18 protein-coding genes are annotated in these 23,255 nt (G+C 37.0%); all 18 read right to left on the bottom strand.

All coding sequences use genetic code 11. The features are described from left to right. Nucleotides 1-78: 78 nt before the first annotated feature. Complete coding sequence (locus tag DWZ69_RS08250; protein ID WP_118436688.1) at nucleotides 79-2,688, bottom strand: glycoside hydrolase family 16 protein; 2,610 nt, start codon at nucleotides 2,686-2,688, stop codon at nucleotides 79-81. Between the two features lie 376 nt (nucleotides 2,689-3,064). After that, nucleotides 3,065-4,699, bottom strand: a complete 1,635-nt coding sequence (locus DWZ69_RS08245; protein WP_117999732.1) for a Na+/H+ antiporter NhaC family protein — start codon at nucleotides 4,697-4,699, stop codon at nucleotides 3,065-3,067. A gap of 253 nt (nucleotides 4,700-4,952) precedes the next feature. Further along, complete coding sequence (locus DWZ69_RS08240) at nucleotides 4,953-5,978, bottom strand: aldo/keto reductase (protein ID WP_117999731.1); 1,026 nt, start codon at nucleotides 5,976-5,978, stop codon at nucleotides 4,953-4,955. A gap of 8 nt (nucleotides 5,979-5,986) precedes the next feature. Further along, nucleotides 5,987-6,445 (bottom strand): low molecular weight protein-tyrosine-phosphatase, encoded by a 459-nt coding sequence (locus tag DWZ69_RS08235; protein WP_117999829.1) that lies wholly within the window; start codon nucleotides 6,443-6,445, stop codon nucleotides 5,987-5,989. Nucleotides 6,446-6,624: 179 nt separating this feature from the next. Further along, the gene (locus tag DWZ69_RS08230; protein ID WP_117603803.1) at nucleotides 6,625-7,824 is read right to left on the bottom strand and encodes a site-specific integrase; all 1,200 of its coding nucleotides are present in this window, start codon (nucleotides 7,822-7,824) and stop codon (nucleotides 6,625-6,627) included. A 134-nt stretch (nucleotides 7,825-7,958) separates the two neighbouring features. Further along, the gene (locus DWZ69_RS08225) at nucleotides 7,959-8,168 is read right to left on the bottom strand and encodes an excisionase (protein WP_004844954.1); all 210 of its coding nucleotides are present in this window, start codon (nucleotides 8,166-8,168) and stop codon (nucleotides 7,959-7,961) included. Further along, a complete protein-coding gene (locus DWZ69_RS08220) occupies nucleotides 8,165-8,980 on the bottom strand; it encodes an ATP-binding protein (RefSeq protein WP_117946846.1) in 816 nt (271 codons plus the stop codon). The genes DWZ69_RS08225 and DWZ69_RS08220 overlap by 4 nt, the downstream gene beginning before the upstream one ends. Further along, nucleotides 8,980-9,507, bottom strand: coding sequence for a replication initiator protein A (locus DWZ69_RS08215; RefSeq protein WP_117603801.1), 528 nt, complete (start codon nucleotides 9,505-9,507; stop codon nucleotides 8,980-8,982). The genes DWZ69_RS08220 and DWZ69_RS08215 overlap by 1 nt, the downstream gene beginning before the upstream one ends. 978 nt (nucleotides 9,508-10,485) lie before the next feature. Beyond that, nucleotides 10,486-11,511, bottom strand: coding sequence for a sensor histidine kinase (locus tag DWZ69_RS08200; protein ID WP_117603800.1), 1,026 nt, complete (start codon nucleotides 11,509-11,511; stop codon nucleotides 10,486-10,488). Continuing rightward, a complete protein-coding gene (locus tag DWZ69_RS08195; protein WP_055218786.1) occupies nucleotides 11,508-12,185 on the bottom strand; it encodes a response regulator transcription factor in 678 nt (225 codons plus the stop codon). The genes DWZ69_RS08200 and DWZ69_RS08195 overlap by 4 nt, the downstream gene beginning before the upstream one ends. Nucleotides 12,186-12,204: 19 nt before the next feature. Next, nucleotides 12,205-14,277 carry an ABC transporter permease gene (locus DWZ69_RS08190; RefSeq protein ID WP_118436686.1) on the bottom strand — a complete coding sequence of 691 codons (2,073 nt, stop codon included), beginning with the start codon at nucleotides 14,275-14,277 and terminating at the stop codon, nucleotides 12,205-12,207. After that, nucleotides 14,267-15,034, bottom strand: a complete 768-nt coding sequence (locus DWZ69_RS08185) for an ABC transporter ATP-binding protein (RefSeq protein ID WP_117831243.1) — start codon at nucleotides 15,032-15,034, stop codon at nucleotides 14,267-14,269. Before DWZ69_RS08185 ends, DWZ69_RS08190 begins: the two co-directional genes overlap by 11 nt. A 553-nt stretch (nucleotides 15,035-15,587) precedes the next feature. Then, nucleotides 15,588-16,811: an ATP-binding protein gene (locus DWZ69_RS08180; protein WP_118436684.1), complete on the bottom strand. Its 1,224-nt coding sequence runs from the start codon at nucleotides 16,809-16,811 to the stop codon at nucleotides 15,588-15,590. 256 nt (nucleotides 16,812-17,067) lie between these two features. Further along, nucleotides 17,068-17,538: a hypothetical protein gene (locus tag DWZ69_RS08175; RefSeq protein ID WP_117999726.1), complete on the bottom strand. Its 471-nt coding sequence runs from the start codon at nucleotides 17,536-17,538 to the stop codon at nucleotides 17,068-17,070. Nucleotides 17,539-17,555: 17 nt separating this feature from the next. Next, nucleotides 17,556-19,355 (bottom strand): DUF2075 domain-containing protein, encoded by a 1,800-nt coding sequence (locus tag DWZ69_RS08170; protein ID WP_118436682.1) that lies wholly within the window; start codon nucleotides 19,353-19,355, stop codon nucleotides 17,556-17,558. Between the two features lie 15 nt (nucleotides 19,356-19,370). After that, a complete protein-coding gene (locus tag DWZ69_RS08165; RefSeq protein WP_117999724.1) occupies nucleotides 19,371-19,703 on the bottom strand; it encodes a nucleotide pyrophosphohydrolase in 333 nt (110 codons plus the stop codon). Nucleotides 19,704-19,875: 172 nt separating this feature from the next. Next, complete coding sequence (locus DWZ69_RS08160; RefSeq protein WP_117999723.1) at nucleotides 19,876-20,286, bottom strand: (deoxy)nucleoside triphosphate pyrophosphohydrolase; 411 nt, start codon at nucleotides 20,284-20,286, stop codon at nucleotides 19,876-19,878. 22 nt (nucleotides 20,287-20,308) lie between these two features. Then, nucleotides 20,309-23,242 carry a DEAD/DEAH box helicase gene (locus tag DWZ69_RS08155; protein WP_118436680.1) on the bottom strand — a complete coding sequence of 978 codons (2,934 nt, stop codon included), beginning with the start codon at nucleotides 23,240-23,242 and terminating at the stop codon, nucleotides 20,309-20,311. Nucleotides 23,243-23,255: the final 13 nt, after the last annotated feature.

The following is a 23,255-nucleotide window of genomic DNA, read 5'->3' as shown; positions in this document are numbered from 1 at the left end:
ATAATTAATGAATTATTTGGCAAGCAAAGTTGCAAAAAAGTAAGAAGCCCTTACTAGACTTCTTACTTTCTAAATAAATTACTTTTTAATTTTTACTTTTTTAGGTTTTGACCATGTTTTGCAACCAACAGCTCTAGCTCTTACATATAATTTCTTCTTGTTTTTAAGCTTCTTGCTCTTAATTGTAAACTTAGTCTTCTTTACAGTTTTCTTAACAAGAATCTTCTTGAACTTCTTGTTCTTAGAAACCTGTACCTGATATTTCTTTGCATTCTTAGCTTTCTTTAATAAGATACTAATTTTCTTCGCTTTAATCTTCTTAGTTGCTTTCTTAACCTTTGTTTTGCCAACAGTCTTCTTAACAATAGGTGTTGTTACCTGTGGCTTTGTAGTTTTTTCCGGAGCCTTTGTTGACTCTGGTGTTGTTTCTGTTGGTGCCGGTGTTGTTGGTTCAGTTGTAGGATTTGTAATTATCTTTGTACCTAACTTGTAATCACCGTATAAGCCATCGTTTGCACCATCAGTTTTTACATTTGCATTCTTATCATTCTGTTCATTTTCATTTGATGCAACTTTTCTCTGATATACTCTAACATAATCAACTTCCATCATGGCCGATGTGAAATTGTCATCAGGTACATAACCACTATCAAAAGTTCCGCCTGCTGCTAAGTTTAAGATAAGGTAAAATCTCTGATCAAATGGTGCATATGTATTACCTCTGTCTGAACCTGAGTACCATTCTCCAGCTGTACATTTGAAGTAGCATTTACCATCACAGTAAATCTTAATATTTTCTGCATCCCAAACTACGCTGTATACATGCCAATCATCAATACCTGTTTTAACATTTCCATTTTTAGTCATGTCAAACGCATCAGATGAGTTAATGTTGTTTGGCCACTGTGAACCATAATGTAATGTACCAAATACCATGTTTGGTGTACGTCCACGTCCTTCAAATACATCAATTTCTCCTGATAAAGGCCATGAACCATATACTGAATCATTTGGAAGCATCCACATTGCAGGCCATACACCTGTACCTGTTGGCATTTTTGCTCTAAAATCTACTCTTCCGTATTTAACTGAGAACTTGTCCTTTGTTGTTATCTTACCTGAAGAATATTTTGCTTCTGCTTTCTTTGTGCTATCACCCTTCTGGGTAAAAATCTTTGACTGCTTCTTCATGTCAATATTAAGTTTTCCGTCTTTTACAGAAACATTATCTCTTGTATAATATTCTAATTCCTGATTTCCCCATCCGGCTGTATTAATATCATCTTCTTCGAGGAGGAATCCTTCATCGTATGACCACTTGTTTGTATCAAGCTTGCCTCCGTCAAATTCGTCATTGAAAATCATTTTCCAACCTGCAGGAGTATAATCCTCTGAACTGTTTTCTACTTTAATATCTGTCATGTCAGCAGGTAACTGTGCTTTATATTCTGTGTTACCCTTAATTGTGTAGATTATTGCATTGCTACTTGCATCGCCACCTTTTTTGCCATCAATAGGGTAGCTGATTCTGATTTCTGTATCTTCTCTTACAGGCTGAAACCATAAGCCATAAACATAATCAATGAAATATCCCCACTGACTGCTTAATGAATATTTGTTATAGCCATTTCCTTCGTAAACCCAGCCACTAACTGCTACGTCTGTAAGGGCAATCCATTTTCCGTCGACTTTTACTTCATATTTGAATAAGTCTAAATCATCCTTAATTGCTTCTGTTCCACCAATCTTTGGAAGTGGAATACCAACTGATGCTGTTTCAACTTTGCTTGCATCGTATGAAGTTCCCTCATAAGCTGTTAAAGCATAACTTGTTCTAACAGGCTTCTCATAAACAACTTTTACATCCTGCATTACATTAGGATTTGACTTTGATTTGAAACGAAGTGTAAATGACCAACTGATGTTTGTAAACCAATAACCGCCATCACCCTCTGAATAATAACCAAAGTTCTGATCCCATTTGAAACCTGAATTTGCATTGCCAAGGAACTTTACAAATCCTTTGCCATCGTTATTGTCAACTAAAATTTCAACATCATTCTGAATCTGTTCATACTTAATATTTTTGTCACCGTTAAAAGTCCATGCTCCCCAATGTGTAGCTGAACCACCTGTTGTGTCTGCCTTAATTGTTTCTTCTGTAGTAGAAATACTTGTAAGCTTATAAGTTGCAAGTTTTTCTAGTTCTAAAGTGTAATCCAAGTTTACACCACTTGATTTGCTATGAAATCTGAATTCTGTAGTTTCTGAAACTTTCAACCAGCAAACCCAGCCATCCCAGTCAAGCTGATGTTCAATACCCCAAGTTTCATTCCATACAAAAGACTTAACTTCTTCAATCTTCTTCCATTCGCCGCTTGTGCCGTTCTCCTGTTTAACGTACAACTGAATGTCATCTCTTACATTATCATAATTCAATTCTTTTGGTTCTTTTCCATTAAACTTAGGTAAAACAAATCCAAAGCTTACTGCACCTGTTCCTGATTTCTTAATTGTTGGTCCCTGTTCACTGTTATAATAGTCCATTGATGTGACTGCTGTTGCGGCTGAAACCTTTGAGCTGTTACTTACTGAAACAACACCGATTGTTGTAATCATAAGTGCAACAGTTAATACCATTGAAACAAGTCTGCTAAACCAATTTTTCTTACTAAACCCTCTGTTCATAATAACACGTTCCTTCCTTTCTCAATATTCTTCTGCCCAAATACTTTAAAATTTTTATTCGAGCTTCCCCATGTTAAATGTTCTTTTATTATATCGCTCACATTTTATTCACAAAATTCTTTATTTTTTATTTAGTTCACTTTTTTTATAAAAACATTTTTATTTTTTAAGTTTTAATGCTTTCCCCATAAACTATTCCCCAATTTATATTGTTCTTACGGAATTTCTTATTTTTTAAGTAATAAAAAATATTTTTGGAGATAAAAAAATCTGTATTAAGTTCACTGGTAATCTACCAGGTTAACCTAATACAGATTTTTTAAAATTTATGTTTTTATTTTGAAAGCTTATACTTGGCTTTTACTCCAATTTTATACTATTCTTTATCTTCTTGAACAATGTTAATTAAAGCAATTACCACAATCATCATAAGAATTGCAATCGGTAGCACAATCCATGCATTGCGGACAAAGCCTGCAATTATAAATGAGAAAAATGAAACTGCTGCCGCCACAATAGCATAAGGTAACTGAGTGGATACGTGATTTACATGGTCACACTCTGCACCCGCCGAAGCCATAATGGTTGTATCTGAAATTGGTGAACAATGGTCACCGCAAACAGCACCTGCCATGCAGGCTGAAATTGAAATAATCATTAACTCATAATTGCTGCCCTCAAATACTGCAACTACAATAGGAATAAGGATTCCGAATGTTCCCCATGAAGTTCCTGTTGCAAACGCAAGGAAACATGCAACTAAGAAAATAACAGCAGGCAATAATGAAATAAAATCTCCTGCAACAGATTTCATTGACATTGCAACAAACTCTTTTGCTCCAAGAGAATCTGTCATTGATTTTAAAGTCCATGCCATTGTTAAAATTAAAATAGCAGGAACCATTGCCCTAAATCCATCAACTAAACAATCCATGCAGTTTTTAAACGGAAGAACTCTTCTAATAACATACAAAACAATTGTAATTACAAGTCCGAAGAAGCTTCCTATTGCAAGTCCTACTGATGCATCACTGTTTGAAAATGCTGTAATAAAGTCTTTTCCTTTGAAAAATCCACCTGTGTAAATCATTCCAATTACACAACAAACCACAAGACATAAAATCGGAATAACAAGGTCGATTACTTTACCTTTCGAGCTACCCTGCTCATCTTCCTGAATGTTCTGTGTTCTATCGCCCATTGAAAATAAGTCACCGTTGTCAGCGTTCTTCTCATGTTTTGCCATTGGGCCAAATTCAACTTTTAAAAGAACCATCGTCACCATCATTACTATAGTTAAAATTGCATAAAAGTTATAAGGAATGGCTCTTACAAATAAAGTTAAGCCGTCCTCCCCTTTTACAAAACCACTTACTGCTGCCGCCCATGAAGATACCGGTGCAATAATACAAACCGGTGCTGCTGTTGCATCTATTAAATATGCAAGTTTTGCACGTGATACGTTATGCTTGTCAGTTACCGGACGCATTACACTACCAACTGTAAGACAGTTAAAATAATCATCAATAAAAATCAAAACACCCAATAAAATAGTTGCAAGCTGTGCACCTACTTTTGTTTTAATATGCTCGCTTGCCCATTTTCCAAATGCTGCCGAACCGCCGGCCTTATTCATCATAGCGACAATAGTTCCCAAAATAACAAGGAATATTAAAATACCTACGTTGTATGAATCTGTTAAAACACTTACAAAGCCGCCATTGTCATCTCCGAAAGCATGGAGTATTGTTCTTTCAACATTGCCACTGCCATAAAGAACGGCACCAACAACAATACCTATAAACAATGAACTGTAAACTTCTTTAGTTATTAACGCCAGTGCAATAGCTACAACCGGTGGTAATAACGCCCAACCTGTAGAAAAAACTACAGGGGAATACTTTGCCTTGTCTGCGCCTAAAACAACTGTGGCACAAACAACCACTAAAAGTGCTGAAACACAAAAAAGTGCCATAAGCCTTCTAGCTGTTAAACCTTTTCTTCTTTCCATAATGTTTTTTAGTTAAATTAGCTTTAACTTTCTCCTCCGTTTTCTATTTTTTACCTTTGCCTTTTTATATTATCACTTTTTTATTAATAAGAAAATTGTTAAAAAGGAATTTATGTATACTTTGTTTAATTATTACATGTGATTTTCCTTTAACTTAATTTTACAATCATTGATACATACTATTTTTATGTATTAATTTTCTATTTAACATTTCTGTTATAAACGATATATCAACTTGAATTATATGCATTACTTATACTTGTACTTTGCCGGCTAAAACATTCTTGTAATCTTCCAGATTCTTTCTAAGAAGTTCCGGTGTGTCTAATTCATAAGGACATTTTCTTTTACATTTGCCACAATTAATACAGTTTTCTATTTTTGCCATTTCAGCCTGCATCTCTTTTGTAAGCCATGCCTTAGATGGTGCTCGTCGTAACATTAAAGACATTCTTGCACAATTGTTTATTAAAATTCCCTGTGGGCAAGGCATGCAATAACCACACCCCCTGCAAAATTCTCCCACTAATTCAGTTCTTTCTTTTGCAATAAAATTTCTTGTCTCCTGGTCTAACACCGGATCCCTGTCCATAAATTGAAGCCATTGCTCAAGCTCTTCCATTTTCTGTATTCCCCAAATTGGAAGAACATTATCGTACTGAGAAATATATGCCATTGCCGCATTTGAATTGTGAATCAAACCACCTGCAAGTCCTTTCATTGCTATGAAACCAACATTTTTTTCTTTGCACAAATTCACAAGTTCAATCTCTCTGGCTGAACAAAGATAACTAAATGGAAATTGCATTGTTTCATATAATCCTGAATTAACACATTTAAAAGCTGTTTCAATGTTATGTGCTGTCACACCAATATGTTTAACTATTCCCTGCTGTTTTGCACTTTTTAGGCACTCATACATTCCAGTACCATCTCCCGGTTCATAGCACTGTGGAACACAATGAAGCTGATATATATCCAAGTAATCTGTTTTTAAATTAGTTAATGTAGTATCTAATTGAATCCAGAAATCTTCAGGATTTTTTGCCATGGTCTTTGATGCAATAAAGATTTTTTCTCTCATTCCATTAAATGCGACTCCAAGTTTTTCCTCGCTATCACTGTATGCCCTTGCCGTATCAAAAAAAGTCATGCCTCCTTCGTAGGCTCTATGCAAAATATCAACTGCTGTATTCATATCCACTCGCTGTATTGGCAATGCTCCAAATCCATTTTGGGGTGTAGTGATATTTGTTTTTCCTAATGTAACTTGTTTCATATACTAGTTTACCTTCTTTCGTTTAAAAATCTCAGAAAACCTCTGCAACCTTTTTCCACATCTTCATATGTTACGTCAAAATTGCCTGTATACCATGGATCTGCAATATCTCCTGACTCTCCGGCAAATTGTAAAAGTTTGTAGACTTTTCCTTTGTAATCACTTCCGACTATACGTGCAATATTTTTCATATTGGCACTGTCCATGCCGATAATATAATCGAATTGGTCATAGTCTGACTTTTCTAAATGTCTTGCCTTATGATTACCACAGTAAATACCTACCTGTGCAAGCTTTCTTCGTGTACCTGAATGTACACCATTGCCAATTTCCTCGTAACTGGTTGCTGCCGAATCTATATAAAATTGTTGTGCCATGCACGCCTGCTCTACCATGTGCTGAAGCACGTATTGCGCCATAGTTGAGCGACAGATATTGCCGTGGCAAATGAATAGTATTTTTATCATTGTTGCATAACCTCGCATTTCTTAGTTTTTCTTGGTTTTTCGGGCTTTGTAAGCCTTTGTGAATTTTTCTTTTCTGGCATAACCTGGTTTATTTTCTCATAATATCGTCCGCAAAAGGTGTAAAATAAGGTGTATGTTTTTCCATTTTACACCTTGCTATTTTCAATTAAAAATCGTAATTACACAACCTGAATCCGGGCAACTTCTTCCCTGGCATCCTCAAGATTTACGTGCGTATATGTATTCAGCGTTACGCTGATGTCTGAGTGGCCCATCAAATATTGCAATGCTTTTGGATTCATTCCGGATTTTGCCATATTTGAGCAATAGGTATGCCGACATACATGAGGGGTGATGACAGGCATCTGTACTTTGTAAGTATTATTATACTTCTGAATGATGTGTTGAAAATAATGCTCCCAGTGCAGGGAATAACAGATACTTTCATTTTTATCAAAGTATAAGAATCCACTTTTTCCATCTACCATAGGTTCTGCTTTGGGCGGGTTTCGTTTTTCTATAATTTTCCGAAAACATTCCTCTACATCTGCAGTCATAGGTATCTTTCTTGTTCCGCTGGTTGTTTTAGTCTCTTGAATATAATATCCGATTTTTGATTTTTTCTGCAATTGATGATCGATGTTGATCGTATGCTCCTTGAAATCAATATCAGAAATCGTCAAACCACAAAATTCCGAGATGCGAAGGCCTGTTTTAAATAATATGTAAATTCCTTCATAATACCTGCAAAAATGAGGGTCTTCCTTCACAAACCGTAGGAACTTTCGTTCCTCAGCCCTGCTGATTGCCTCTCTTGTCACACTGTCATTCACAACCACTTCCATTAGCTGAAACTGAAATGGATTTTTCCTGATCAGGTCATCATCCACTGCCAACTGAAATGCCGGACGAAGAACTCCTCGGATTGAATGGATGGAACTATAGCTTTTCTTTTCTACCTGCTGAAGATGTATCAGCCAACATTTTGCATCCGAAATCCGAACCGTATCAATCCTTCTTTTTCCAAATGGATCTTTCTTCAATAAATTGATAACTGTTCCGTATCCTGCAACTGTAGTAGGTCTGACACCGGTTTTTGTTGATGTATATTTTTCAACCAGTTCCAGTACCGTCATATTTCCGCCATTTGTTGCAATCTGTTCAAAATGATCTGCCTGGATTTTCTTCTCCATCTCCCGAAGCGATAAAGCCCGGTGCTTTCCTTTCGGAGTTGCATCGTTATGGTCTAAGCGCCAGCTATATACGCAGCGCTCCTTTCCCATCTCATCGACATACTTAAATCTATATCTGCCATCAGATAACTGTATTTCTCCATTGTGTAATATACGTCCTCTATGATCTCTCCTTTTTTCACTCATAATATTTCGTCTCCTTCATTAAATGCTCATTTAACTTGGAAGACCGTCTCGGTTTATTCATTATACCACAAGACCTTCTCTTCGCTAAGATAAAATGAACATTATTTTCATTACTATTTCTTCTATTCTGTCACTTAAACTGTACTGGCTGTGTCCAGATAATCTTCAAATAATTTTCTTTTGAACCGGATATGCGAACCAACTTCCAAAATAAAATCTGCTCCTTCATTTTCACCTGCGATTTGTCTCAATCTCTTTTCTCCAATTCCGTAATATTCTGCTGCTTCGGAAACATTTAAAGAATATTTCTTCCAAACAGGTATTGTTTTTTCTGTATGATTCATTCGCATTCCTCCTTCCCTCTGTTTGTGTTCAACAGCGTTTTCGCTTTCTCCATTTTCATACTTGCAATCGCTTCTCGTTTGCTTGTGCCTCCAACATACACGGGTGTACACATTTCTAAAATACGGTCATAGATACGCCTTTTATCCAACATGGTCTCGCTTTTTATTTCTTTCAGCGGAAGATTCGTTGTGATGATCAAAGGTCGTCCCGAACGGATCCTGCGGTCTATGACACTAAAAATAATTCCTAACGCATATTCTGAATTTCGTTCCACTCCAAGATCATCAATAATCAAAAGCTGGTAAGAAGCCAATGCATTGATATATTCCGTTTTGTCTGCCAGTGGAAATATATTATCAATAATGGTATTGAAATTTGTCATCTTTACCGTTACTTCCCGCTTAAGAAGTTCATTGGCAATACACCCGGCAATATAACTTTTCCCGGTACCAACCGGTCCCCAGAACAAACAGCCTATATGATTTCTTTTCATTTCCTCCCAGTTATCAACATAGCTTTTTGCCTTATGCATTACTGCATCTGACATATCTGCATTCTCAAATGTCCACTCTTCCATCCTGCTCTCGTCAAAACAGATGCTCGTATTTCTACTGACTAATTCCCGGTGTTCTTTCTCTTTAAAATATTTTTGTTCTTCTTCATACGCTTTTCTGTCACAGGCACATTGCCTGGAATGTTTCTTCATCCCCATAAAGCCACCCTCTGGGAAAAATGCTTCTTTCGCTTCCCCACAGACTTTGCAGTATCGCAAACCATCACTACCTACACATACGGTATCTTCTTCTCTCATCACAAACTCTCTCCTTTCCCATAGCAATAATTTACTTCATAATATTTATTACTTTTATATTTCTCAGTTACTTTACTAGGTGCCACATTTCCGACTCCTGTACAGCCATTTTTACGACCAGATGATGGTTGCTTTTCCGACTCCATCAAAGCCATCTTTTCAACCGCCTTATTCTCAACCGGCTGTAGCCCAATCTCATCAGATGGTATTTTTACATATAAATGATTGGGTTTTGAAAATCCACCGGATCTGCGAACCAATAATCCCTCATCATCTAATTCCTTCAATGCTGTTTTTATAGAAGATTTGCATTTGCCGATTTGAACAGACAATTCATCTATTGGAAATATCAGATAAACATTTCCATACTTGTCTATCCAGCTATTCTTTCTTGATATCCGCGCCCGGTCGTACAAAATCATATAAAGATATTTTGCAGTTTGAGAAATTCGCAGTTTTAGCAAAAACTTCGGAAACTGGAAGTATTGAAGCATCTGCTCTGACTCCTTCATGTATTCATATTTCATTCTTTTCTCACCTCGTTTCTGTTTCTAATTGTTGTAAAAATCATTTTTATGCCGGCTCAAAAAATGTCCTTACACATATTCAAAAGATGAAGGGCATAAATACAGGCTCTTGATGAAAATTTTTTATTTTTCCTGCAAAAAATACCCTTTCATTAATACGAAACGCTGAGAGGCATTTTTACAGCCCCCTGAAGAAAACTTTTTTATTTTTTCTGTTAATTAAATATTTGAAAATAAAAAAACACTCACCTATCCAGGTGAATGCCTTATCAAAATTTTCTTATTTTGTTGTCTATGATGCTTACTCAGAAACGCTTGCGTATCTGCTAAAATGTAATTGCCTGCAATTATATTTTCACGTGGGTATGGGGACGTAATCCCCATCAAGTCTGCCACTCGTAAGTAATACAATATTGTCAAAATGACAATACTGTAATACACGGGTGGATCTTGCTCTGGTTGTAACGTATGAATTCATACAATAATAGGCCCAAATGGGCACTTTCACCATTTGAGCCTATATATTATATATGTCTTTCAAATGATAGCTTAAAAAATAGCTGTCTAGACGGTATGTTTTTAACGTAGAATTGATTTTATGGAAGACAAGGCATGGAATGCTTTGTACCTTTAATGGAAAAATTTAATGATATTTACCATGTACAAAAAAGAAACGGCAGATAAAAAACATCACACGAATCCTTATCGTGCTGTAAACTATATAAGAGATGAGAACGGAAATCCTATATGCCCTAATGGACGTAAATTTCTTTTCAAACGAAAACAACATGTAAGATATAAAAAATATGGACGTACAGAAGAAATCTATCCAAGCTTATTAAGTGTACCCTTTTTACATAAAACAGTGACGATTTTCAAAAAACATATATTAATGTAAAGAAACGCCAGAACCAGCATTTGTCGGAACTAGCGTTTCTTTAGCAGAGACTTATTTTACAGCCCCGTTTTTTGCTTATATTATTTTCCTCCGTTGGATTTCAATTTTGGAAAGAAGATGACTATCTTAAAGCCCTTTTCCCACGGGGAAGCAGCTTCCAGACGAAGGTTTAGATCGTCAGCCATCTTCTTAACCAGGTAAAGCCCTATACCGGTAGCTTTCTTTCTGCTGTCAGTAGAATCCCCGGTAAAGCCCTTTTGAAAAATATACGGCAGATCATATTTTTTTACACCGATGCCATTATCCTCAACTGAAAGGACATCTGCGATCTCCGAATGTATCATAGAGATTGTTAGCATGGGACTATCGCTGCTATATTTTATGGCATTGCTCACGATCTGTCCCAACATAAACTGAAGCCCTCTACGGTCTGTATAGACTGTTTCAGATTGCAGTTTATTGATAATTACAAACTGCTTTTCTTCCAGAAGTGGGGCATAGTCCTCCAGAACTTCCCCCAAGCAGTCATTCAAATTGATATCCTTAAACTGATAATCCTTTGTACTGCTCTTTAACCGGGCATAGTATAACATCTGAGTGACATCCTCCTGAAGCTGACTGCGGACATAATCCAGTTTTGCTTGCAGGGGAGGAGACATTTCGTTGCTCCGATTATCCAGGAGCATGGTCAACAACGATAGGGGCGTTTTCGCTTCATGTGCCCAGCCCTCCACATATTCTTCATAGTCCTGTAGGGCATCTGCCATACTGTTACTCTCAGTTTTGTGTTCCTGTAAAACTGATGCCAGAAGCCGGATAGATTCTCCTTCTTCCCGGCTGATGGCACTGAGCAGCCGTTCCTCGTTGCAGATGGCAGGATCACTGAGGAAATCCCGGAACAGCTCTCGGCGGGTGGTCTCCCGCTTGTTTAGTACAAACAGAATTGCTGAAAACAAAAGGAGGCTTGTCAGAACTACTAACCCACTCAAGGTTTGAAATGCCTGAATGTCAGAAATCCAAAGAATGATAGCACAAAAGCAATCCACGCCCAACAGCAACAGCAGCCAGGGGTAGTACCGTTCTATCATGTGCCAAAGCCGCTTCATGGAGCCACCCCCGTTTCCAGACGATAGCCCATCCCACGAACCGCAACGATTCGCTGCTTCATCTCAAGACCGGACATCGTCTTTTTCAGCCTGGTCAGATTAACCTGCAAGGCATTTTCGTCTATGTATTCCGTGGTTCCCCATAGTGCTATGCAAAGTTGCTCCGTCGTGACCAGAGCATCGCCGCCGGACAAAAGAGCAACCAACAGTTTTCCCTGATTTTTTGGAAGCACGACAGAGGTATTATGAATATAAAGCGTGTAGGTCTGCTGGTCTAACAGGAAATCTGGTCCCTCTATGAGATTGGTACGGCCTTCATACCTTTTGAGAATATTGGATACCCTGGCAAGAAGTCGATCTTTTCTGCACGGCTTCGTCAAATATTCATCAGCACCCAAGTGGAACGCTTGCAGTTCATCCTTTACCTGATCTCTGGAAGTCAGTATCAGGACGGGGATAGCGGTTTTATTCTTTAGTTCCTGACAGATTTGAAAGCCACTGATCTCCGGCAAATTCAGGTCTAAGATCACAAGGTCAGGACGGAGGGCTGCCAGGAGCCGAGCGGCATCTTCCAACTCGGTGATTGCCTCCGCAAGATACCCGTCCTTTTGAAGCATATTGCAGAGTTCTTCCCGCATATAGACTTCATCTTCCACAACAGCAATTCTTTTCACGGCAGCACCTCCTTCCAAATTATTCTTCTCTCTGTGGCTGCATCAGTGTCAGCAAATACCGATCACTGGAGCGCTTGACCACTCTCATATAAATATATTCTATCACGCAAAGCAGCAAAATCATAGCAGCAGATACAAACATCATTTCAGCCACTGTCCCACGGGTTCGGGACGAGAGTATCCCTGTAAATAACGCCCTGACTCCAAACAAACTGCTGACAGCCGCAACCAATACAGGAAGTCCCATAAACCAGGTAATTTGCTTTCCAGCAGACTGGCAAAGGGTTTCGTAAGTAGCTCCCAGGCGGATCAGAGTCTGGTATCTGCGCCCGGTTTTCTGCTGACTCATCAGGAACTGAACACCCACGATGGTGTTGGCAACTACCAGGAAAACAATCGCAAGATAGAGGGTAATATAACTGGATGCTATGGTGTAGAAAAGCTGACGACCCATATTCTGAAGATAGCTTTCATATTCAATGTCAGTTTCGTCCAGCTTCTCGTTCAAATCCAAATATGCAGTCATAAGGCTATTTCCATTCAGAGCTTGCTCACTGAGCACCGCATTGACATAGGTATCATACATTCCCTGACTATAATATAGAAATGCTTCATCCGGAAGAATCAATGCAAAGGACAAGGTTATAGAACGGTCCGTGACCAAATTCACAGACTGAACCTCTCCTGTAAGATGAATCGGACTACCATCCAGTTCCACCTTGGGATGCCCGGCCAATACTTGGTTCAGCATTGCGGTACGGCTTACCGTAGTAAACTCTGTATCAATATAGACAGCGGCCTCCTTTTCGCCTAATTGGAGAGCCGGATTGCCGGACAATTCCAACAAACGATTATAGTCCGATAAACAAATCAAATATGGGTATGTGGCATAACCAAGATTGTTCAGAAGGACATCCCGGTCTTCCGACTGGGGCAGGCTCCGAAGAGAGTCCATAACAGCGTCCATGCTGTAGGCATTATCATAATCTTCTGTGGTGCGAATACGCCCAACCCTCATTTCAAAAAGCTCTGAAAATTGATTTTCCAAACTGTTTTCTTTCAGGACTGCCTTTATATTCGGAAGAACCTGCGATGAATCTTCTGCAGTATGATCTTCAAAAGTATAGTCGATTACATGGCCAGAAGACAGGTTATTCGTTCCTGCAATTCCTACGCCCACACCAAAACAACACAGCGCCGCCAGAATCAGCAGGGAGCTGATGGCCATGGAGTTTGACTGATGAATGACATTCTCCTGAATCTGCCGGAAGGTAAATACATGAAGCTGCTTATTTCCTTTTCCTTTCTTAACAATCAAAGCAATCAGTGCACGCATCCCATAGAAAAGCAGCATCGTACCAACTATGCCCAACAGCAAAGTCAGTCCCATCATACTTACCTTTGTCCATGCAATTCCCTGAATCGCCATGTAGTAAGCCACTGCCAACATCACACTTCCGCATATAGCAGCCAGTCCATAGATAACAGATGGCATTTGCTTTTTGGGGCGGTTCGTTGGCTGGGATAGCAAAGTACCGATCTCCTGGCGGCTGATTCGTCCACTCAAAATCAGAAGTGCCGTCAGCTTAATTGCCAGAAATCCTGCCAGCGTCCATTCAATCGCAAACCAGGATAAAGAAAACTGATGACCGATGATCCCCATGCCTACCAGCTTGGCGGTGACAAGACTGACAATTTCTGAAAGCACCACAGCCACAGGTAATCCTATGAGCATGGCAAGAATACTGGTCAGGAAATCTTCCGCCAGAAGCATACCAAACAGTTTACTTCTACGCATCCCCAACATTAGATAAACACCAAACTCATGCCGTCTGCGCTCGAACTGATACTTGCAGGCAAAATAGATCAAAAAGAACAGAATACCGAGGGTCATCCCATAAAACGCAGGAATCAGAAGCAGGAGTTTGTCAACTGCGTCACTCTCCATTTTCTGCAAAAAGAGCATCACATCTTGAGTGGAGATGGAAAGAATCATGTAAAATGCAACAATAGAAATCACCAGGGAGCTGAAAAACAGACCGTTTTCCTTTCGGCTGCGGCGACTGTTCCGAAGAATGAGATTAGAGAACATTTGCGCTGCCCCCTCCCAGTTGCGCCATCACCTTCAGGATGTGCCCGTAGAACTCCTGCTGGCTTTCGTCTCCACGCCGAAGCTCATGAAAGATCACGCCATCCTGGATGAACAGGATGCGCTTACAGAAGCTGGCGGCATTGGAATCATGGGTTACCATCAGGATCGTAGCTTGTTCGTCACGATTCAGGCCGGACAGCTTCTCCATAAGACTTCTTGCGTTCTTAGAATCCAGCGCACCCGTCGGTTCATCGGCAAGGATCATTTGGGGATGTAAGATCAGAGCCCTTGCTGCCGCAACACGCTGACGCTGGCCACCGGACATCTTGGACGGAAACTTATCCAGAACATCAGAAATTTCCAGATAGTCAGCCAACTGCTTCAGCCGCTGGCTGCTTTCTGTTTCGGCTACCCCATGCAAGGAAGTCGGGAGCAGGATATTTTCCCTGCCAGTCAGGTTGTCCAGCAATTCAAAGTTCTGGAATAGATAACCAACTTCTTTGCCACGGTACTCGGCAAGAGCCTTTTCCTTGAGGGATTGCAGAGTATCTCCCTCCACCTGAATGCTTCCACCTGTAGGCTGAATCACAGTTGCAATACAGTTGAGAAGCGTGGATTTGCCGGAACCACTGCTTCCCATAATACCGAGAAACTCTCCCGGCATGACCTGAAAAGTGATTCCGTTCAGTGCTCTCGTCTGGTTTGGCAACGTCCCATAGACTTTGGTAAGATTTTCAATATTCAAAATTGGTTTCATGTGAATGCCTCCTATCCATTTCTGGGTAAATGATAGCACAGAAGCACAATAAATAACACTTACAGTCGCTGTAAGGATTCTGTTCCTGTTTTCAGAACAAGAATGACGCATCAAGCGGAATAAGTATATGTTTTGTAAAAACGTCGGGTGACAATGAAAAAATATGCTGGACTACCGGATTGGCTAACTTGCATTTCTTTGTCAATTCTGGTAACCGCTTCAAACATGGAAGTTTCTGTTCTTACTTTTATTATACTCAATCAATAAAATCAACACGGTTCAGCAAATTTTAATTATTTCCAATATGACAAAATTGCTTCCTGTTATATTTATCTATTTCTTTATTTCTCTATTATTCCGATCCGGTCTTCCAAAGGTATAAATAAGGTGTAAATTATTCGTCAATCATCAAAAAATCCTTTAAAGCCTAGGCTTTCACAGCATCCATTAAACACTGCCGTGGCAGATGAAAAGTATTTTTATCATTGTTATATTTCTCCTGCTCTGAGATGCCCTGTCTTACCGAGTTTTGCGTTGGTTTATCAGAATTTCCTTATATCATCCAGACCGGTATGATATAGTTATCCCTATCAATTGCACCAAGTGCAGGCTTCATACAAATAACCGCTCCTTTAGAGCATGGTGTTGATGCCTTATCAAGCAACCTAAATATCTTTGTCAATTCTGTTCCCGGATTTGAGGTTTTCTTAATTTCAATTGGATTTAATATTCCATCATGTTCCAATACAATATCAATTTCTTTGGCATCCTTGTCGCGGTAATAATACATATATGGTTCCTTTCCACAGTTCAGGTACGTTTTCCTAATTTCTGCAACCACGTAATTTTCTAAAATTGCACCATTCATAGCTCCGCTTTCTAATGTTTCAGCACTGCTCCACTTTGTCAAGTAACAAACCAATCCCGTATCGTAAAAATACAACTTTGAAGTTTTTACAAGACGCTTTAGCAGATTGTTGGAATACGGATGTAAGTAAAAAATAATTCCCAGAGTTTCCAAAATCCCCAGCCAATTCTTTGCCTGTGTTTGATTAATATCCGCATCTCTTGCAATTTCTGCTATATTAACCATTTGACCACATCTTGCAGCCACCGCAGTAATAAATCGAAGAAATTTAAGTGAATCAATAGCATCCGACAATTCTTTAACGTCACGCTCAATATAAGTAGACAAATAACTGCTGTAAAAAATCTGGCTGTTGCTGTTCACACCACTTACAATAGCAGGCATGGAACCTTTATAAATACGTTCGAAAATTCCTCTTGTATCAATTTCTGTTCTGCCTGCCTTTCTTGTAACCAATGCTTCCATCTCTATGGTAAATGGCTCCATATCAGCGCCTGCTATTTCTGCCTGTGATAGAGAAGTAAGAGAAAGCACTGCCACTCTGCCTGCCAGTGACTCCTGTACTCCTCCCATCAGTTTAAATATCTGTGAGCCAGTCAACCAAAAAGCCCCTGGTTCATGATTTTTATCCACATTCATTTTAATATAAGCAAATAATTCCGGCGCATACTGAACTTCATCAATTAATACAGGAGGCTTGTGCAATTGCAGGAATAATTCCGGGTCAGACTTAGCAAGAGCCCTTTCATTCAAATCATCCAGGGTAACATATCCCCTTTCTGTTCCTTCCATTAACTTCTGCAACATTGTAGTCTTACCCACCTGTCTAGGTCCTGTAACAAGAACCACCGGGTATTCCTTTGTAACCTGATTTACCACATTCTCCAGATTTCTTTTTATATAACTCATATACAAAACCTCTTTTCGGCTAATTTCTAATCTGAATATATTTTAGCCGAATTATCATAAAATAACAAGCACTTCTCGGCCAATTTATATTTTAAATATATTTTAGACAAAATGCACTTGTTTTATTCTGTTCATTTTCATTATGAATCCAAATAATTACTATTAAATAATATCGGCAATAATTGTATTGTTTGAAATTTTTATTTTATGTTTTTTTGCCTTTATTTTTGTAAATGTGACTAATTTTATGTCACATTTATAATTTAGAATACATTTTCTTTATTTCTTCCATATCTTTTGTAGCACAATTCTTAAACCCATAAACACAACTTATAATTACAACTATCAATATTACTATAGGAATAAGTAGACATGGAATAAGCGAATAATCTTCTCCATATACAATTTCCAAACTCATAATTCCAATGATAAATAACGCAAATATGCATATAATTGTTGAAAATATGCTCACTGCTATGGACTGTCTTTGTTTTACTCGAATAATCACACCACTATCATGTTCTTCAAATTTTCCAACATTTACCGATTTAAAAGAATTTTGTTTGTAATAGCGGTTTGTACTTGGGTTCACTGTTATTTTGAATCCTTTATTATTAACATAACCAAGATACTTGGATTTTTTCAGCCATCCTGATTTAGGCAAAATGTCTTTTGTATATTCTATGCACTCTTCCTTTGTCATTTTTGTTTTTATACTATATTTCATGTCTTCCTCTTTCAAAATTATTTATTATTCATTGTAATGTCATTAGCCGGAAAAATATATTCCTTTAAATATTTTTGCATATTAGGATTGCATGCATACACATAACACCCTTTTATTCCTCTTGCTAATATAGTTGTATATGTATTCATAATCAATTTTTTCAGAGTATTCTCATCTGTACCTGCTTTTACTTTTGAATCTTTATACTCATCCAAATTCACTACAATTGATTTCGTATCAAAATCATAATCAATCTCTTTTCCAAATATAACACCAACATAGTTCATATCATATCCCTGAGTGGTATGAATGCATCCAATAGTATTGTGAGAGTCCTGTCTGGTTACCCATGAATCATTTGTCAAATTCCAAATATAATGATTTCCATCAATTAATATGTCATATTCTCCATTTTGAACTAATGTATTGTAATATTCCATATCATCTTTAGGCTTATTGTTAGGTTTAGTTTTCCATTCCCAGGAAAAACCTGCAACAGTTTTACACAATCCCATCTCATCATCCTTCTTACGAATAGACTCAACAAGGGTATTTACATTATCAAAAATAAAGAAATCATAATTTTCTATTTTTTCACGTTTTTTACGCAAACAGGACATCACATCTTTTATGTATTGAAGATATGTATCTCCTCCTTCACAGCGCATTTGTGTTTTTAGTTTGTGTTGATGAATTTTGTACTTATATTTTTCCAAAGTTTCCTTATACTCATCATGGGATAAGTCTGATGATTTAACAGTTTGAGTTTGATCATAAAATAAAACAACATGCTTTGCTGAATTTATTATCCAATCCAATTGATTTGCACTATTAGGCTCCAATCCCAGTTTTCTACATGTGTCATCAAAAGACTTATATCCGGTTAGATTTTTTCTTTTAGACAAACGATGGGATTCATCAACAAACAAAATATCATATTGGTCTTTTACAACATCAGTAGGTCCAATAACCATTTGTCCAACCAATCCATTTCCACAATCTCTAAATACCTTTTTAACAGTGGCACGTATTCCCGGCATTGGAAAAACAAAACCTACTTTAAACGGTTTCCCACCTCTATTTACTGAAATATGTTTTTTTAATCTTAGCAACGCACTTCTTTTATTTTCATCTATGTCATCTTCGAAATTCTCCACTTTACTGTCCAATAAACTGTCGTCTATGTTTATTGCATTTACTATTGAATTAATAATACTAATAGCCAGAACTGTCTTTCCTGTTCCTGCGCATCCATTGATTAAGCTAACACATTTATTATCATTCTCAAATGTATCCACAATATCATTTATTATAGATATGCTTACTTCATTTTGTTCCCCTGTTAACGCATTGTATGGAGAAAACTTAAAAATATTTTCGTTTTCAATAATATCTAAAGAGTTTTTGGCAAGATTCTTGTTAAGCAATTCCTTCCATAGAATTCTGAATTGACTACGATATTGTTCTCTTTGATAATAATCGTGAATAGCTTGCTGACCTTTATTCTTATTAATAATTTTTTTAAATCTACCATCTACAGAACAGTATTTTATAAGCCTTTGTTCATAATCTAAAATAACAGATTTGTTATATCTGCCATCAAAGATAATTTCTATACCTTTTAAATTTTTCTTTTCGTCATTTTTTAGATGTTGACTCATTCTTACTGCGGCACTTGTAGTTTCACCAATGTAAAGATTGTCCTCATCATGTATAAGGTAAACCACCGGCCAATTAACTCCTTTATCGTGCACTTTCAATTGTGAAAGTCCGCTCTCATTAAAATCAAAATGTTTAATCTCATTTATAATAGGCATATTTTTCTCTCCCACTTATAACTTATCGTATTTATCACTTTTTCCTTTTGACTTACTTACCGGGTATTTCTTTTCATTAATTTTTATTTTTTTCTGAACTATTTCGTCAATATCCAATCCACATGCATCTGCCATAAGCACACAATAATTAAGCACATCCGCCAGTTCTTCTTTTATTTTTTCCTGCTTATTTTCATTTGATGTATCCGAACCACTCCACTGAAAAACTTCAAGTAATTCTGCTGCCTCCAGCGAAATTGATATTGCCAAATCTTTTGGATTATGAAATTGCTTCCAATCTCTATCATCTCTAAATTTTAAAATTTGATTAATTGTCTCACTTGTCATTTATCCACTCCTTATTAATATCAAACTGCATAGCCTATTTGCATTGCTTCATAGCATTTCTCCATCTTTAACTAAATTTGTTAGCAATTTCATGAATTAACAATTTCTACATAACTATATGTCTCTCATTTAATTACGTCATTTTTAATTTAGTCATTTCATATCCAAATGACTAAATTAAATTTATTTCTTTTCCAATCTTTTCAATTAACGTAACATCGGCCGGCAGCCACTTAACGTCATTCAACTGTTTCTTTGTCAGCCATCTTGCAGCCTCATGTTCCTTTAATACAAGATTGCCACTTACAATTTCACACCAAAAGCAATCCATTGACAGGTGAAACTGTGGATAATCATATTCAATAGTATCAATCAGTTCTCCTACGGATATTTCTGTATCAAGTTCTTCCATTATTTCACGTTTTAATGCCTGCTCCGATGTTTCTCCTTCTTCTATTTTTCCACCGGGAAATTCCCAGCCACCTTTAAAATCACCATATCCACGCTGTGTTGCAAATATAATTGGTTCTTTGTTTTCGTTTGTAGATTTTATTACCGCTGCAACAACTCTGACTGTCTTCATCTACTGTATCTCCTTATCTTCACTACTTTGTAAAGTACTCATATATATCTTCCCTTACGCTGTTCTTTAACTTAAACAAAAAGTTCATTATTGGAAGTTTCCTGCCCCTATTATTCTTTATTGTTGTCTGTCTCCAATCAACCGGATTCACTTCACCCATATAATAAAAATCAGTTCCTTCGCCGTCGCTTTTCTTTATAAACAAAACAATTTTAAGACCTGACTCTTCACTATTAATAATTTCCTGACTTTCACGGCTGTCAATTGCAACACCGTTTCTTGTCATCCAGCTAAATGTTTGCTGATTTATAAACTGGTCCTCATACTTTGTGCTTTCTGATATATCGTCTTTCTTTTCATATGTAACAAAAATAGGACATGTACCATGTTTTATTCTGTAGCCATACATTGTAGAACTTTCATCCCTGTCCCAGTTCATAAGACGACATACATCTTTCCTTGAATACTTTCCATAAAGAACAAGATTATTTTCATCATGGTTTGAATACATATCTTTGTAACGCATCATTCCATACTTAACAAGATTTTCCAGCTCTTCCCTAAATCTTACATTTCTAAGTTTTTCCACAAATGCTAATGAACGTTTTAACATTCCTGATTTTAACTCTAGCGATGATACTAATTCTATATCTGAAAACTTTGTTGCATCACTACCTGTTACAAAATCAAGATTTATTATTCTTATTGCTGAATCATAATCTGTCTTTTTAAATTTTTCACCAATATTACTTAACTGCTCTGCGAATGTATTTTCTTCTATATTCGTTCCTTCCAACATCATCTTTAGCATTAAAAGTTCATGGGGTCTTTTTCCATCAATTATTAATGCTGAAACAAAAGCTAATATTTGCTCTTCCTTATCTGTAAATGTAATATTGTAGTCTTTGTCTACAATTCTTAAAAAACTGTCATATGTTTTTGCATATTTTATAAACAGCATAGGATCAATCTCACCAAGCTTATAAAAGTCCAAAATAGTCGGAATACGTCCAAGCTTATATTTCACCTGATTGTATTTTTCTGTAAGCATACGCTTTGTTGTTGTCATTTTATCAATGGATTCAAAGATTTTCTTTTTTGTAATCTCATCAAAATGAATGGTGGAACTGCCGGGAATTACCCTTGCCCCTTCTCTTACGTATTTTCGCACATTATCCTTGTTGTATGTTCTGTCACCTGACAAGGCTATTGGAATCAAAAAGTTGTTGTTATAGTTTCCAATAAAATCAAGTACTACCACATATTCCTTGCCATCTGCCTTTCTAAGTCCACGACCAAGCTGTTGTACAAAAACAATTGCAGACTGCGTAGGACGAAGCATAATAACCTGATTTACCTGTGGAATATCTACACCTTCATTAAAAATGTCTACTGTAAAAATGTAATCAAGTGCCTGCTCTGAAACCGGTCGTCCTTTTTCATCAACATTACATTCCATCTCCAGTCTTTCCACAGCTGCTTCTCTTTCACTTTGACTATTTGAACCTGATAATGCAATTGTATTATATCCACGCTTATTGAAAGCATCTGATAAAGCCTTTGCTTCATCATTTCTGCTACAGAATACCAATCCCTTCACTCTATCTCCATCATGTCCAAAGTATTCAACCTTTTCAATTACATGATTAACTCTTTCTTCTGTGGCAAGATATCTGAATTCTGTTTTTTCATCGATTTCTCTGCCCTCAATAGTCAAATCTGATATTCCAAAGTAATGAAAGGGACAAAGTAAATCATCCTTTAAAGCATCCTGAAGCCTTATTTCACTTGCAATATTGTGATCAAACAATTTATAAATGTCGAATCCGTCTGTTCGCTCAGGAGATGCTGTCATTCCTAAAAGAAGCTTAGGCTTAAAGTGATTTATGATTTTATGATAGCTTTCCGCTCCTGCTTTGTGGGTTTCGTCGATGATTATACAATCAAATCTGTTGTTTGAAAATTCGGAAAGAATATTGTCTCTACTTAATGTTTGAACTGTTGAAAAAATATAGTCAGCATTCATATCCTTATGATTTCCCGAAAGAATACCTGTAGAAATGTTACTGCTAAAAACATTCTCATATGACTTTTTTGCCTGCTTTAGTATTTGTTCACGATGTACTAAAAACAGAACTTTCTTAAATCCCAATTCACGCATGGCAAATGCAGAAGCATATGTTTTACCGGTACCTGTAGCAGAAATTAATAATGCCCTTTCTTCACCTTTTTCCATAATTTTCCTAAGATTTACAATAAACTCTTCCTGCATAGAATTTGGTTTTAAAGTATATTTTTCAAAAGATGGGATTCTATCTTTTTTTGCAACTTCACGCTGGTGTTTAATAATTTCATAACGTGCCTTATAAATCTCATAAAAATAATCAAAGTCCAATGCATACTCAGAATTCCAAAGTTTCTGAAATTCTTCTACAATATCCTCTGCCACTTCTCCATGTTCAGTGGATATTATTTTTGTATTCCATTCTATATTACTTGTAAGTGCAGTCCTTGTCATATTCGAACTACCCAGAATGATTCTATATACTTCTTCCTTTTTAAAAATATATCCTTTAGTGTGAAAACCATTGTTTGCACTTTCAACGTCATACATTTTTAATGTAATATTCTCAAGTTCATTTAATTTTGCAAGTGCTCTCGGTTCACTAAAGTCCAAATAATTAGTTGTTAAAATTTCTCCCGGAATTCCCTTTTTTTCAAGTTCCTTTAATGTTTGCAAAAGTGGTGTAATTCCACCCATGGTTATAAACGCAACACTGATTTGAAATTTCTCACACCTTAGCAACTCTTCTTCAATAGAAGAAATAACTTTCTTTCCTTCCTCCGGATTGTTTGATACAAAACCTGGTTTATATTCAATATTTGAAGCAAGAGAGCCATTAATATACGCTGTTTTTAAGCCCTGCGTTATGTCTTGTATTCTTTCCTGATTCATTTATCTTCTCCTT

The sequence above is a fragment of the Eubacterium sp. AF34-35BH genome, from assembly GCF_003477765.1.
Classification (GTDB): domain Bacteria; phylum Bacillota; class Clostridia; order Lachnospirales; family Lachnospiraceae; genus Eubacterium_G.
The sequence above is the reverse complement of the archived record's forward strand: the minus strand, read 5'-3'. Positions and strand labels throughout refer to the sequence as shown.